General features: G+C 63.0%; 11 protein-coding genes, 1 pseudogene and 1 other annotated feature. Of the genes and pseudogenes, 9 read left to right on the top strand and 3 right to left on the bottom strand.

Translation table 11 applies throughout. The features are described from left to right. Positions 1–150 precede the first annotated feature (150 nt). On the bottom strand, positions 151–420 hold the full coding sequence (locus ACLBWH_RS15340; RefSeq protein ID WP_447799725.1) for a helix-turn-helix domain-containing protein: 270 nt from the start codon (positions 418–420) through the stop codon (positions 151–153). 334 nt (positions 421–754) lie between these two features. Here ACLBWH_RS15340 and ACLBWH_RS15335 point away from each other — a divergent pair, with 334 nt between their 5' ends. The 3 genes from ACLBWH_RS15335 to ACLBWH_RS15325 all read left to right on the top strand — a co-directional run bounded on the left by ACLBWH_RS15335 (position 755) and on the right by ACLBWH_RS15325 (position 6,706). Beyond that, positions 755–2,071: an AMP-binding protein gene (locus tag ACLBWH_RS15335; protein WP_447799724.1), complete on the top strand. Its 1,317-nt coding sequence runs from the start codon at positions 755–757 to the stop codon at positions 2,069–2,071. Positions 2,072–2,156: 85 nt separating this feature from the next. Continuing rightward, on the top strand, positions 2,157–6,032 hold the full coding sequence (locus ACLBWH_RS15330; protein WP_447799723.1) for a non-ribosomal peptide synthetase: 3,876 nt from the start codon (positions 2,157–2,159) through the stop codon (positions 6,030–6,032). Continuing rightward, on the top strand, positions 6,029–6,706 hold the full coding sequence (locus tag ACLBWH_RS15325) for a 4'-phosphopantetheinyl transferase family protein (RefSeq protein ID WP_447799722.1): 678 nt from the start codon (positions 6,029–6,031) through the stop codon (positions 6,704–6,706). Before ACLBWH_RS15330 ends, ACLBWH_RS15325 begins: the two co-directional genes overlap by 4 nt. On the opposite strand, the gene ACLBWH_RS15320 is transcribed toward ACLBWH_RS15325, so the two are convergent. Beyond that, positions 6,683–7,621, bottom strand: coding sequence for a glycosyl hydrolase (locus ACLBWH_RS15320; protein ID WP_447799721.1), 939 nt, complete (start codon positions 7,619–7,621; stop codon positions 6,683–6,685). The two genes, ACLBWH_RS15325 and ACLBWH_RS15320, sit on opposite strands and share 24 nt — an antisense overlap. Before the next feature lie 158 nt (positions 7,622–7,779). Between ACLBWH_RS15320 and ACLBWH_RS15315 the strand changes: the two genes are divergently transcribed. The 6 genes and pseudogenes from ACLBWH_RS15315 (at position 7,780) to ACLBWH_RS15290 (ending at position 14,140) form a co-directional block, all read left to right on the top strand. Next, a complete protein-coding gene (locus tag ACLBWH_RS15315) occupies positions 7,780–9,042 on the top strand; it encodes a hypothetical protein (RefSeq protein ID WP_447799720.1) in 1,263 nt (420 codons plus the stop codon). Further along, positions 9,039–10,247, top strand: a complete 1,209-nt coding sequence (locus tag ACLBWH_RS15310) for a glycosyltransferase (RefSeq protein ID WP_447799719.1) — start codon at positions 9,039–9,041, stop codon at positions 10,245–10,247. Before ACLBWH_RS15315 ends, ACLBWH_RS15310 begins: the two co-directional genes overlap by 4 nt. Positions 10,248–10,368: 121 nt before the next feature. Further along, a complete protein-coding gene (locus tag ACLBWH_RS15305) occupies positions 10,369–10,935 on the top strand; it encodes a polysaccharide biosynthesis/export family protein (RefSeq protein WP_447799718.1) in 567 nt (188 codons plus the stop codon). Next, positions 10,935–12,116, top strand: a complete 1,182-nt coding sequence (locus ACLBWH_RS15300; RefSeq protein WP_447799717.1) for an acyltransferase family protein — start codon at positions 10,935–10,937, stop codon at positions 12,114–12,116. Before ACLBWH_RS15305 ends, ACLBWH_RS15300 begins: the two co-directional genes overlap by 1 nt. Positions 12,117–12,430: 314 nt before the next feature. Further along, a pseudogene (locus tag ACLBWH_RS15295) lies at positions 12,431–13,637 on the top strand (IS3 family transposase). Further along, positions 12,690–12,806 (top strand) — a sequence feature (AL1L pseudoknot). It overlaps the preceding pseudogene by 117 nt. 89 nt (positions 13,638–13,726) lie before the next feature. Further along, complete coding sequence (locus ACLBWH_RS15290; protein ID WP_447799716.1) at positions 13,727–14,140, top strand: hypothetical protein; 414 nt, start codon at positions 13,727–13,729, stop codon at positions 14,138–14,140. Here the strand turns inward: ACLBWH_RS15290 and ACLBWH_RS15285 are convergent. Continuing rightward, entirely contained in the window at positions 14,127–14,327 is a 201-nt protein-coding gene (locus ACLBWH_RS15285; protein WP_447799715.1) for a hypothetical protein, read from the bottom strand. The two genes, ACLBWH_RS15290 and ACLBWH_RS15285, sit on opposite strands and share 14 nt — an antisense overlap. Between the last annotated feature and the right edge of the window lie 52 nt (positions 14,328–14,379).

Below are 14,379 nucleotides of genomic sequence, written 5' to 3'. Positions count from 1 at the left end.
CTGCCCCTCATCCGATGTGTTGAATGGCATCATTACTGCCGATCGGCTCGGCAGCGACGAAGTACGCTCATACTTTGGATGCCGGCGGGCTCGATGCATCTCGTCGACATAAAACCATTACGCCTCGATCTCCGTTTTATCACCCCCCTCTCATGGGGGGGGCGTGCCCTCGAGCCCACCATCCGTGTCGTGCGTCATCGCGTTATGGATCTGCCATGCGCCCGGGCCAACTGCCCAAAGCGCGACTTGCGTCCGGTTTTCGAGCCCCGTTTTCCGCAGGATCGACTTGACGTGGTCTCGCACGGTGTCTTCCGCGATCGCCATTATTATGGCGATCCGCTTGTTCGAAGACCCGATCGCCAGATGCTCCAGTACTTGGCGTTCGCGGGGTGAAAACGACGGGCTAGGTATGTCATCCATTGGACACGACCTGCATCGGAGCGGCAAGACTTGGGCCGCGGCGTCGTCGGTCGGTTGCCTTCCGGCATTCTTCATCAGCTCGCCTAGATACGACCCGAAGGCACCAATTGAATGCCATTGTTCGATCGCTTAGATTCATGCCTCCGACAAACATATGTTAGCTCCCGATCTTCCGGTTATAGCGCGCATGCCTCTTTCACCGGTTTCGGGCACCGGCCATTACCTGGTCTTTCGACAATACTAAAATTCAGATATCCATAGTTTTGCACTATTATCAATTATATACGTAGTTTTGACGTGATTGATTGGATCCCGTGGCTGGGGATACACCCTCGTGTCGAAGGCGACTCGGGTTGAAGGCAATCTTGTCTTGGTCGCGACGTCTGGCCTGTGGACGGAGGGCGCCTCCTTGTTTGCGAATCAGAATTGTGAAACGCTCGGCTTGCCCGTCGGGGGTGGCGTCGACGCTATCCTGACCGCCTTTGCCAGGCTCCGGCCCGATGACGCGGTCATCTTAGGCACGGATGAAACGTTGAGCCGGGAAGAACTCGATCGACGCGCGGACGGGTTCGCGGCGATCCTTGTGGATTCCGGATTGGCCGCGAGCGAAACCGTGGCGGTGTGCCTGCCGCGGTCCGTCGGCCAAGTCGTCGCGTCCCTAGGGGTGCTGAAAGCGGGCGGGGCGTGTCTCGGCTTGTCGCCGGACGCGCCGCTTGAGCTGCTCCGCTTCCGACTCGCGGATTGCGGCATCACCCGGATCGTCGTCGAGGATCGGAATGGGCCGATCGCCGGCCTGGCAGCGGGCGCGCACGCCATGACCTATGATTGGCGCAGTGACGGCGCGGTCGCGCCGCACTGGCCTGGGCCTCCCGGCTGCGGTCGTGATGCGGTGGCGTGCGTCGTCCCCGTCGACCGCCCGGGAGGGCCGACCTGCGGTGCGGAGATCACGCATGCCAACCTGCTCTTCATCGCGGATTGGCTTCGGGCCGACTTCGATTTGGGCATGGCCGATCGCGTCTGCCATATGGCGGACGCGGGAAGTTCGGCAGCGATGCTGGAACTCTGGCCGGCGCTGGCCTGTGGCGCGACGATCGTCGTCATGGACGATGCGGTTGCCGCGGATGCGATGGTGATGCGCGATTGGCTGAGACGGAACCGGATATCCGTCATGCTCGCCGCCGAGGACGCGGCCGAGGCGCTGGCGCTACCCGGCTGGAACGAGGACGATGCGCTCCGGCTCGTGATGGCGGAGTGCGACGGCGCCACCGCGATCACGGGCAGACATGCTTTCCGGGTGGTCGCTACATATGGTCATGACGAATGCGCGCTGATTACGACGGCACGTCAGGTTCCGGCGAACGACCGGTTCGGCGGACCAAATTTGGGGCGTCCGATCGCCGGCGCCTCCGTCCATATTCTCGATGGTGCAGGCGAACCCGTCGCGACGGGTGCGGAGGGCAACGTCTGGATCGGGGGACGTGGAGTCGGCAGGGGCTATCGCAACCGGCCTGACCTGACCGCCGACCGGTTCGTACCGGACCCGTTCGGCGACGATCCCGGAGGCATGATCTTCCGCACCGGGGGTCGAGGACGCAGGCTGATCGGCGGCGGCGTCGGCCGCTGCGAGGCCGTGTCGCTTGGAGCATATTGAGATGGTTGCCAGTCCTCGTAGAGAACGGTCGCGGCGCGTACCTGTGGCCCCCGTCGGCCCTCGATCGGCTGGCGTGGTCACGCCGATGACCCAAGAGCAGCGGCACATCTGGATACATGCCGCCCGCAATCCGATGGCGCCGTTGTACAACGAGCCGTTTACGATCATCCGGCGCGGCGCGTTCGATCTCGCGGCATTCCGGAACGCCTTTGCACACGTGATCCAGCGCCACGAAGCCTGGCGGACGACGTTCGGCGAGGTCGATGGCGAGCTCGTCCAGATCATCCGTCCCTCGATGAACGCACATCTTGCCTATGTCGATCTGACCGGCTTTCCGGAAGACCAACGCGAGCGCGAGGCGCTCGCGTTGGCGGAGGCCGACGCATGGCTGCCCTTCGATCTGGCGGAAGGGCCGCTGTTTCGCGGGCGTGTGGCGAAGATCACAGACGATGATCATCGGTTGTATCTCGTCATCCATCATCTCATCTTTGACGGAGTCTCGATCAACCGCGTCATGATGCCCGAGTTAGCGGTGCTCCACGCAGCAAATCTTGCTGGCGAGCTGCATGGTCTGCCTGGCCCAACCGCTCAATATGGGGACTATGCCGTCTGGCAGCGTGACGTCGACCGGGGGCGGACCGATGAAATTCAGCTCGGATATTGGCGTCGCACGCTGGCGGGTGTGTTGCCGATCGTAGAACTGCCGACCGACCGCCCCCGCCGCGCCGATCCGTCCCCCGACGGCGCAATGGAAACGTTCGAGGTACCACCTGACCTTCTCGTTGCATTGAAGGCAATCAGCCGTACCAACGGCGTCACGCTCTACATGACGATGCTGGCGACCTTCGCCACGCTGCTCCACCGCTATAGTTGTCAGGAGGATATCGTCGTCGGAGGCGTTGCCGATACCCGCCGCCGACCCGAAACGCAGACGATGATGGGCTATTGCATCAACTGTATGGCGCTGCGCACGCGGCCGGCGGCTGACATGCCGTTCCGCGAATATCTCCATCAGGTCCGCGACGTGGTGATCGGCGCGATCGAGAACAGCGACGTGCCGTTCGGTCATGTAGTGCGATCGCTCGCGATCCGCAGCGAATCCGCGGTGACGCCGGTGTTCCAGGTGATGTTCACCCTCGATCCCCCGCGAACCCAAGGGATCGAGGGTTGGACGCTCGAAGCGCTGCAGGTGGCGCCGCGAACCGCGAAATACGATCTGTACGTCGAGATCGTCGAACTGGACGAACGCATGCTGGTCCGCATGATGTACGCGACTGAATTGTTCGACCAGCGTACCGTCATCGATATGACGCGGCATTGGCAGCGGTTGCTTCGCGGCGTGGCGGCGGCCCCCGGCTCGCGGCTTATCGATCTGCCGATGATGGACGGTCACGAATCATCGGCGATGCTTGCGCTCGCCAGCGGCGAGACGGTCGCCGTCGCTGCGGACACGGTGCATGCGGCGGGTCGTCGAACCGCCATGCTGTGGCCCCACCATCCCGCGGTGGTCAGTAACGGGGTTGCGGTCAGCCATGCTGAATTGTGGCGTCGGGTGGATGATATCGCGCTCCACCTTCGGCTGGCCGGCGTCGGTCGTGGCGATCTGGTCGCCGTTTGCATGAACCGCAGCGAGCAGACCGTGATCGCACCGCTCGCCGTTATGCAGGCGGGCGCGGCCTATCTGCCGCTCGACCCGGCGTTTCCCGCCTCCCGGCTCGACGCGATCGTAAGCGATGCGCTGCCGGCGCTCGTCATTACCAACCGGGCCAGCCTCGGCCGACTGCCCGGCTGGGGAATACCCGTTTTGCTTTGCGACGATCTTCCGATCGTTCATCCGGCCGCGCGCGGTCTTGCCGTCGACGACGACGTCCAGCCCGACGATCTGGCGTACGTTATCTACACCTCGGGTTCCACCGGCGTGCCGAAAGGTGTCGAGATCGAGCATCGCTCGGTGGTCAACATGCTCGCGTCGATGAGCCGAGCGCCCGGTTTCGGTCAACGCGACGTCATGCTGGCGATCACCACGCCGACCTTCGACATCTCCGTTCTGGAACTGTTTCTCCCGCTGGTCACGGGAGGAACGGTGGTGGTCGCGACGGATCGCGAGTCGACGGACTCGTTCGCGCAGGCAGACGCGATCGCTCGAAGTGGCTGCACGGTCATGCAGGGCACACCCGCCACCTGGCGCGCATTGTTCGTCTCTGGTTGGCAGGGCACGCCGGGGCTCAAGGCGCTCTGCGGCGGAGAGGTGCTGCCGCGCGATCTCGCCGACCAAATGCTCGATGCCGGCATGACGCTGTGGAATATGTATGGTCCCACCGAGACCACGGTCTGGTCGAGCATCGAGGAGGTCGGTCGCGATCACATCACGATTGGATATCCGATCGAAAACACCCGCATGCTCGTGCTGGACGACGCCGGTCGCCCGCAACCCCCTAATACCGCGGGACATCTCTTTATCGGCGGGCTCGGTCTCGCTCGCGGATACCGTGACGAGACGCTGACGCGCACCGGCTTCGTCGCACTGACGGCGGCTGACGGCGAACGGTTTTACCGCACGGGCGATATCGCGATGATGCGCCGCGATGGGCGCTGCGAATGGCTGGGCCGCCGCGACGGCCAGGTGAAGGTCCGCGGCTATCGCATCGATCTGGGCGACGTCGAATCCGCCCTGGCATCGCATCCAGATATCGCGCTCGCAGCGGTTCGGACCTTCGATGACGCGGAGAGCGGGTTGGCCGCCTACTACGTCCTACGATCGACGACCGCGCCGTCCGCGACGGATATGCGCACGTATCTCGGCCGCCTGCTGCCCTCCTATATGATCCCGACGCGGTTCGCCGTGATCGAGGCGATGCCCCTGTCGACCAGTGGAAAGGTGAACCGAAAAGCGCTGCCGGCGATCGATGCTTCGTGCGAGGAGGCCCCGGAGCGTGAGCCGCCACATGGCGATGTCGAGACCCGACTAGCAGCAATCTGGTCGGAGGCTCTGGCGATGACGGACGTAGGGGTCACGACCGACTTCCAAGACATGGGTGGTCATTCGTTGATGGCCGCACGCATGATGGGCCGCATCAGCCGCGAATTCGGGACGACGCTGCCGATATCGACCTTGTTGCATGCACCCACGGTTCGCACGATGGCCGCGTTGCTTGAGGCAGGGGACACGACGCCGCCGCTACCCGGGACCGTGACGATCCAGGATGCTACGGGCGTACCTTTATTCTGGATCGACGCGGTGCCAAATCTACGTCCGGGATATTACCGGGCCATGGCGACGGCGATCGGGCCGGGGCAGGCGATCATCGGGCTGCCGCTCGATCTCGAGCGTCACCGCAGTCTGGATACCGCGACGACGATCGGCGATCTCGCTGTCGATCTGGCCGATCGTATCGTAGCCTATGGCGCGGGGCGCTCGCTCATGATCGGGGGGTGGTGCAACGGCGGAATTCTTGCTTACGCAGTCGCCGCCGAGTTGGAGCGTCGCACCGCGCCGCTATGTCTTCTCATTATGCTCGATACGTCGAACCCTGCGATGTACAGGACCACGTCGGCGCGGATGCGTCATCAGATCGTGCAACTCGCAACGTTACCAATGGGGGCGAAGCTTCCCTTCGCGATCGAGACGATCGGCGGCTACATCTCACGTCTTCGACGCCGACATGATCCCATACCGACCGAGACGAGCGCGCTTCTCGACCTAAATGATCGCTTCATGAGAATCGTGAAAGCCTATGATCCCGTCGCGCTGGATACGACCGTACTTCTTCTGCAACCGCGCGATGGCAAGATCGACTATGCGCCGGGGTGGCATCACCTGGTCGCCGACTTACGCGTTGCGGATGTGTCGGGCGGCCATGTGTCGGTGCTCGATCCTCCGCACGTCGCGGACTTGGGCGCGAAGATCGCGACGTATATATCGCAAGTGCGTTTATCGGAGCCGAACGTGTTGTCGGCATGACGATCACGATCGAGGCCGTCCTTGTCGATCTCGATGTGCTGGCCGCCTGCAACATCAATGGACTGACGACGTGGGAGGAGGCCTACCGGGCGGCACGATACCGCGGACCTGCCACTTCACGGTTTCTCGCTCGGCGTGCTGCGATGCGTCTCATCGTAGCGCGGCGGTTGGCGTGCCGGCCACAGGACGTTATCCTCGTCAATGGACGGCTTGGGCGCCCGTTGATCGCGGGCGGCGGTATCCACGTCAGCCAGTCCTCGCGGGGCAGATACATGCTGGCGGTCACGTGCCTTGCACAAGAAGTGGGGTGCGATATCGAAGACATTCGCAACGACATCGATATGGCTGCGATCGCAGAAACATGCTTCAGCCCAGCCGAGCGCCGTATGCTGGTAGCGGTCATGTCCGAACAGCGCGCGCGCGCCTTCTACGACTGCTGGGCGCGGAAGGAAGCCTATATGAAGGCGACCGGCACCGGTTTTGCGCTCGGGATGGAGTCATTCGAGACGTCTCACCGGTTCGGATCCACGACGCAGGACGGGCGGGTCGACTGGACCGCGGAGACATGGACGCCCGCGCCCGGATTGATAGCGGCCATCGTAACCCGCGGAACGGATTGGCGCCTCCTACACCGCGACTTCGAGGCGCCCCTAAACGTCGCGATTGCCGCATGACGCGAATGCCGTCCGATAGGCTGCGCCGACGAGCGGCAGGGCGCCATCGCTCAACTTGCTGTGGAACGCGGAATTCGAATTCCAGTAGCTCTGGTAGACGGGGCGGTGCTGATCGAACCAGCGTGATGCAGCGACCAGATAGGGCGCGGCATCCGGCGTCATTACTCCCCACTCGGCGTAGGCGGTCGGCTTTCCGTGTGCCATTGCGAACGTCTCGAGCCATCGGAAGCCATAAGGGCGTTCGACGTTGTGGACCCAAGCCGCCTGCGCTTCGGCTGGATCCCAGCGGCTGTTATAATAGGCGTCCATGCCGATGACGTCGACGTAGCCATCGCCCGGATAGGCACGGGCAGGATCGTCGTTACCGCCGATGTTCGGTGTCCATTCGAAGCGGAAACGTGGCGACACCGATCGGAACGAGCCGACAAACTGGCGGTAGGCGAGAATGTAGTCCTTCTCGTTCGCATGCGCTTTCCAGGGCATATGAGCGGTATTGAATTCCCAGCCGGTCCGGATTCGGATCAGTCCGGTGCCCGTAACACCGCTGACGATATCCCGCGCCGCCTGCGCATATCGATCCGAATAGCGTCCAGCCGCGGCAGCAGACAGGTTCGCCCCTTCCGGAATGAGCGGAACCGACCAGTAAAGCGTCCTGTGCGTGTCGCTCCAGCGGTTCAGCTGGAAACCGATGGACCCCGACCAATCCTGCCAGTTTGCCTGTCCCGTGTGGATCGCCACACCAGCTACCGGACATCCCAGCCATGCCTCGAAGCGCCGCAGATCGGCGGGATCGTTGCCGACGTGCACGACCAGCGCAGTTCCCCCAGGCGACATGTCCCGCCTGGCATTTCCTGCGGCCAACGCAGCGATCGTCGCGAGCGCGGCGACGCCGCAGAGCATCTTGATGGCTGACACGCAACTCTCCTCGCCAGACGAGATCGGGAGGATGCGCGCATCACGCGCCGGGCGCATCGGTATTCACCCCGACTAGGCCGGCGGGGAGGGCGGCCTCATGATGCGGGCATGCCCAGACAGATGATATGCTCATGAGAAGCGGGTTTCAGCTCGCGCCGTTGCGGATATTGTACCTGACCCGGGTCTATCCGCATCGCCCGGTATTCGGCGGCGAGATCGCCTATTCGCGCGGCGTGATCGGATCGCTAGCGACGGCGTGCCGGCTGACCGTCCTTGCCGCGACCAACGGTGCGCTGGCGACCGGCGCTTTCGAGCAAGACGGCGTCGCGTGGCATCTCGTCGCCCGAACGCGTCGCCCACAAGCGCTGTCGCTGCTTACGCCCATGCCGAACATCATGTGGCGCAACGCGACCGCCCCCTATCGCCGCAAGCTGCGTGAATTGCTTGCGCAACACTGGGACGCGGTGGTTCTCGACCATATCGCGTCCGTTCACGTCCTCCCCAGCGTCCGTGACTGGCGCGAACGCAATCCTGGCGCGTGCCTCATCTATCTTTCACACGAACACGAACGGACTACACGGTCGGAGAAATACGCCAGCTATGTCGGCGGCCCGCTCCAGACGGCAGTGATGAAGATGGACGGCTGGAAGATCGGCGGATGGGAAGACCGCGTCATCCGTGCCGCGGACATCGTCAGTCTCATCAACCCCAACGAACAGGCGCTCTTCGATCGTCACGTGCCGGCCAAGCAATATATCACGACGCTTCCAGGCTATGACGGCATCCGGCGCGCATCGCGACGTATCGATCACAGCACCCCGATGCGCATCGTGGTGCTCGGCGGCAGGGGGCCGATCCACAAGCGCAACATCCTGCGCGATTGGCTGGCCGCTTGCGCACGCCCGTTTGCGGACGCCGGTATAGAGATGGACGTCGTCGGCGACGTCGACCCGCTGTTCCGCGCGCAATTGCAGCAGCGGTATCCGTCGGTCGTCTTCTCGGGATTTGTAGAGGATCTTGACGCGCATCTGCAGGGTGCTCGGCTCGGCGTCGTACCAGACACGGTTGGGCGCGGCGTCAAGGTGCGGCTGGCTAGCTACATCTTCTCGCGGCTCCCCATGGCGGGCATCACCGGTGCTATCGACGGCCTGCCCTTACAGGCCGGGCAAGATTATCTCGAAGCTCCCAATATGGCGGCGCTGACGCAATTGTGCATCGAGATCGTTGCCGATCCCGATCGTCTCAACGGACTTCAGAACAATGCGTTTCTCGCGTGCGATGGGCGGTTCGATTGGCGGACGCGGGGCGCAGACATGGTCGAGGCGGTACGCGCGCACACGCGCATGCAGGACATTATCGCATCCACGCTCATGCGGGCTCGGGCGCATCCTTCTTCCCAGGTGCTGCGGAGCGCGACGTGATCGCCTTGGCACTTCTCACGATGGCGATAACGGCTGGCTTGCTGGCGATGTTTCCGTACACCATCTATCCTCTTGCGCTGCTCCTCCTGCGAAACCGGCCGTTGCGCTTGCGCGCGCAGCGCGCGCCGTCGGCCACGCTGGTGTTTTGCGCCTATAACGAGGCGGCTTCCTTGCCTGGCAAGATCGCCAATCTGCGGGCGATCCGATCCGTATGGCCAACGATGCAATTCCGCTGTTTCGTTGATCTGAGCACCGACGGAACCCTTGAGCTGCTTCGTGCGGCGGGCGACATCGTCGATGTCGATACCACGGGCGAGCGCACCGGCAAGGCAGCGGGCATGACGCGACTCGTCAACGCCTGCACGACCGATATCGTGATCTTCACCGATGCGAACGTCATGCTGGATGCCCGTTGCGTGCCGAGGCTGCTGGCCTATTTTTCGGATCCCGACATCGGCGGCGTGTGCGGGACACTGCATTACACCAATCCTGAAGCGAGTGACGCGACGATAGCCTCATCGGCCTATTGGCGGCTGGAGGAGACGATCAAGCGTCGCGAATCGGCAAGCGGCTCGACGATGGGGGCCGATGGCTCGATCTTCGCTACGCGTCGCGCGCTTTATCCTCTGGTGCCACCCGATCTGCTCGACGACTTCATCGTATCAATGAGTGTGGTGTTCGCAGGCAAGCGACTGGTCAGCGCGCCCGACGTACGGGCCTATGAAGCCGCTGTCGTAGAAGGAAGCGAGGAATTCCGACGTCGTCGGCGTATCGCGTGCCGCGCCTACATGACCCATAGCCACATCCGCCGCCGCGTACTGGCGATGAGCCCGTTGAACATCGGCAAATATCTCTTTCACAAGCTGATCCGCTGGTACAGCGTGTGGCTTGCACTTGTCGCGATCGTCCTTGCCGCTTGCGCGATGGTGGCGTTCCTCGGGGGGCGGCTAGGACTGCCGCTCCTCGTCGCGACCGCAGCGATTGTGTTCCTCACGATCCGGTTCCCCATCGCACTTATCGCTAAGTTGCTAGCAGCTGGGATGCAGTTCTGGGCGACCGGATTGGGCATGGCGGATGCATGGCGCGGCCGGACCTACCGGACGTGGAATACACCCGGCACACGCGCCCTGATGGAACCCGTCGATATGCCGATGGCTCGCATTCAGCCCGTTGTTCGTCCCGTCCTTGCCGCACGATCGGCCTGATGAACCGTCCGACCGGGTCATGCCGGTGGGGCATTGAAAGACGCACGATCGAGCGACTGTTCAATCAGGGGCGGAGGCAAGGCCACAACGTGGATCGGCAAAACCAGGTGGAGGATAAACGATGATGGCCAACCATTTGAAGGGCATCGCAATCATGCTGTGCGTGACGTTGCAAACGCCGTCGCTTGCGCAGGAGAAGTCGGGCATCGCAGCGCGCGGGACGACCCTGGTCGATTATCATCTCGGTCCTGGCGACCGCCTTCGCATAACGGTTTATGACGAGGAGGGGATGACGGGCGAGTATTCCGTATCCGAGCGCGGCACGATTTCCTTCCCCTTGATCGGTGACGTCGAAGCCGGTGGCAGCACTGTGCCCGAACTCCGCGCCGGTATCGCACAGCGTCTGGCGAAGGGGCTGGTCAACGCCCCGAAAGTGACCGCCGAGGTCATCGGATTCCGGCCCTTCTATATCCTAGGCGAGGTCAACAAGCCGGGCATGTATCCCTATAGCCCCGGTTTGACCGTGTTCAGCGCAGTGGCAACGGCACAAGGATTCACCTACCGCGCCAATGCGCGCAAAGTCCTGATCACCCATGCCGGTGAAACCATCGAGGCCAAGGTCGAGGTGACCGCCGCTACCCTCATCGAGCCCGGCGATACGATCCGGGTCCGTGAGAAGTTTTTTTGATGATAACGGCGGGCCGGTCGGCTGCATCGAGCCAGATCGTCGGACTAGATCTGCTGCGACTGATGGCGGCGCTGATGGTGACCGTCTATCATCTCACCTATCTGGAATGGGCCAACCCGCATTCGCGCGGGGCGGAGGCGGCGGCGCTGTTCCGCGTCTATTCGGGCTGGACGCGTTACGTCGATACGGGCTGGGTCGGTGTACAGATATTCTTCGTGATCAGCGGCTTTGTGATCGCCTTCACCGCGAATGGGAGAACCGCCGCGTCATTTTTGAGAGGGCGAATCTTGCGGCTCGTCCCGGGCATATGGATATGCGCGACGGTATCGGTATTCGCGCTGCTCGCCGATGGTACGCCGGTCATGACGACACTGAAGCTGTATGCGCTTTCCCTGGCGCTTTTCCCGACCGGACCATGGGTCGCGAGCAGCTATTGGACGCTGCCGCTTGAGATCGTCTTCTACGCGATGGTGTTCGTTGTTCTGTGGCGTCGGCGCTTCGACCAATTTGAGTCGGTCGTCCTTGCGCTGGGAACGATCTCGTTGCTGGCTTGGATCGTGACAATCGCAGCGAAAGCGATACCGGGGCCGCTGGAGTCCGCGGTAGTGGCGATCACAAGCCATCGACTCGCGAAATTACTGCTCGTGCAGCACGGCTGTTTCTTTGCGATCGGCGCTATGATCTGGATCATCCATAACTGGGGCGCTACTCGGTCTCGGATCGCGATCGTAGCGGCGTTCTTGGTCGCGGGCATGATGCAGATCGGCATGGAGGCGGTTAACGCATCGGCCTGGGCGGGTCTGCCGATGAGTCCCGTGCCGCCCATTGTCGCGCTTATGGGCGCGCTCGCCTTTGTTGTCGCCTCGCTTCGCTGGAACGCGGCTGCACACCGGATGCTGGGGCGGGGGACGTTCGTTGTAAGGCAACTCGGCCTGATGACCTTTCCGGTCTATCTGCTGCATCAGCCCCTCGGCTTATCGCTCAGCCGACTACAATTGCGAGCTGGGATGTCTCCTGGTGCGACGTTACTGGTTTCTGTAAGCGTCATCCTCATAGTTGCTTGGCTGGTCGTGACATATCTGGAGCCTTCGTTTCGTAGAGGACTGAGCGACCGTCTCGATCGCCTCGAGGCTTATCGGATTCGCTGGATCATCCAGATCGTTTCGGGTTCGTTTTCATAAGTCGGCGGGATGTACCTGTAACTGGCTTCGTCAGACCAAAAGCACCTGATGATCTTAGGGGGCGGAGCAGAGTAGGGCCTCGGCATGTCCCGCGTCCGCAAACCTGGCTCATCGTTCCGCTACCTCAGCTCATCATCTGAGGTGATCCGGATGGCCGACCACCCGCCGTTCCCATGCCCGGCCTGTCATCGACATCTTCTACCGATCGGTCGCTAAGCAGGTCCCCGCGATGATCGCCAGCCTAGGCGACATTGACCTACTTGAAGCGCCCCGGGTTTCGCGGAGGCTGCAACTTGTGAGTAGGAGCAACCGGAATGAGCAAGACGACGAACAAATTTTCGCCCGAGGTCCGCGAGCGGGCGGTTCGGATGGTTGGCGAGCACCGGGCGGATCATGCTTCGGAATGGGAAGCGATCACCTCGATTGCCGGCAAGATCGGCTGTACGGCGGAGACGATGCGTCGCGGCGTGCCGGGCCGGTCGCGCAGGCGGCCGATGACCGCGAACGGCTGCGGTTGCTGGAGCGTGAGGTGAAGGAACTGCGCCGGGCGAACGAGATCCTCAGGAAGGCGTCGGCATATTTCGCGCAGGCGGAGCTCGACCGCCACGGGAAATGACGATGTCGTTCATCGACGACCATCGTGCGGAGTTGGGGATCGAGCCGATCTGCCGGGAACTGGCGATCGCCCCCTCCGCCTACCGCCGCCATGTGGCACGCCGCATCGATCCGGACAAACGTCCGGCCCGGGCGCGGCGCGACGATGACCTCAAGGGTCATATCCGGCGCGTCCATGAGGCGAGCTTTGGGCTGTATGGTGCACGCAAGGTGTGGCGTCAGTTGCTGCGCGAGCAGATCAGGGTCGCCAGATGCACGGTGAAGCGGTTGATGAAGGCCATGGGGCTGGCGGGCGTACGACGGGGTAGGACCTGCATCACCACGGTGCCCGACCGGAAGGCGGCTTTTTCGCTCGACAAGGTCAACCGCACCTTCCGCGTCGAGCGCCCGAATGCGCTGTGGGTCGTGGATTTCACCTACGTCCACACTCGGGCGGGGTTCGTCTACGTTGCTTTCGTCATCGACGCTTTCGCCCGCCGAATCGTCGGATGGAAGGTCAGCGCGTCCGCGACGGCGGGCTTCGTGCTCGACGCGCTCGAGCAGGCCATCCATGCCAGGCGACCGACCGGCAGGGACGAACTCGTGCACCATTCGGACAGGGGCTCGCAATATTTCGCGATGAGCTACACCCAGCGCCTCGCCGAGGCGCAGCTCGTACCGTCCGTCGGCAGTGTGGGGGATTCCTACGACAATGCCCTCGCCGAGACGATCAACGGCCTGTTCAAGGTCGAGGTCATCTGGCGCCAGCGGTCCTGGCCCAGCCTCGCCGCGGTCGAGATGGCGACGCTGCGCTGGGTCGACTGGTTCAACAACCATCGCCTCTTCGGTCCCATCGGATACGTCACTCCCGCTGAAGCCGAAGCCGCATACTATGCCGGACAAAAGCCCTCTGCTATCGCGGCATGACTCAAATGAAACTGCCTCCCCGAAACCCGGGGCGCTTCAGTTTGGGGAACTCCTCGCTGGCCGCAAACTCAGGTTTGGGGAGATGCGCGATGAGCGGCACCTCCGGATCGGGATCCCGTCAGCGGCACCGCGACGTGCGTATTCGGCTGCGGAATGAAGATGAACTGGGTCAGTTTGATCAATTGGTCGGCGATGCGGGTTTCCACGGTCCCCAAGCGCGCGGCGACTGGCTTCGCCATCATCTGCCAGGCGTGTTTACACGGCCTACGCCACCCTCCCCCGCGCCAACGGTCCACAAGTGGGTGGATACGCTCGCCGCCCTGGACGGATTAGCGAGCCAAATCGCGGCACTACCGGCGCTACTCGAGCGCATTCAGACCGGCACGCTCCGCTTCGATGACGCGGATTGCCTCCGCGCGACCCTTCCGGCGATCGTCGCCCGGCTTCTCGAGAAAGCCGACAAGGCTATCGGCGACATTCACCCCCGGATCAACGAGCGATGATCATCAAGGTCACCCGCGGAGACTCCGCTGACGGCTGCTTGTCTATCAGCGGCCGCTCGACCGTACGCCGGCGGAACAGGCAGGCGTCCGCCTCTTCGACATGCACGGTATTTACAACATGGCGAACGCGGCCGCTGTCCTCGACCGTGCGGCCGCGCGCAGCGGTCGCAAGAACCCGATCGTCCATATCATCATCCGCGCGGAGCGCGGGCTCAGCGATCCTGAGTGGCGGATAGCGA

The organism is Sphingomonas sp. M6A6_1c, assembly GCF_053345135.1.
Note: the sequence above shows the minus strand (reverse complement) of the source record. Positions and strands in the feature narration are given on the sequence as shown.

Bases quoted from the DNA above. Each gene is read 5' to 3' on its own strand.
- ACLBWH_RS15340 (WP_447799725.1), bottom strand. From the start codon at position 420: ATGGATGACATACCTAGCCCGTCGTTTTCACCCCGCGAACGCCAAGTA.
- ACLBWH_RS15300 (WP_447799717.1), top strand. From the start codon at position 10,935: ATGATAACGGCGGGCCGGTCGGCTGCATCGAGCCAGATCGTCGGACTA.
- ACLBWH_RS15330 (WP_447799723.1), top strand. From the start codon at position 2,157: ATGACCCAAGAGCAGCGGCACATCTGGATACATGCCGCCCGCAATCCG.
- ACLBWH_RS15285 (WP_447799715.1), bottom strand. From the start codon at position 14,327: ATGGACGATCGGGTTCTTGCGACCGCTGCGCGCGGCCGCACGGTCGAG.
- ACLBWH_RS15305 (WP_447799718.1), top strand. From the start codon at position 10,369: ATGATGGCCAACCATTTGAAGGGCATCGCAATCATGCTGTGCGTGACG.
- ACLBWH_RS15325 (WP_447799722.1), top strand. From the start codon at position 6,029: ATGACGATCACGATCGAGGCCGTCCTTGTCGATCTCGATGTGCTGGCC.
- ACLBWH_RS15290 (WP_447799716.1), top strand. From the start codon at position 13,727: ATGAGCGGCACCTCCGGATCGGGATCCCGTCAGCGGCACCGCGACGTG.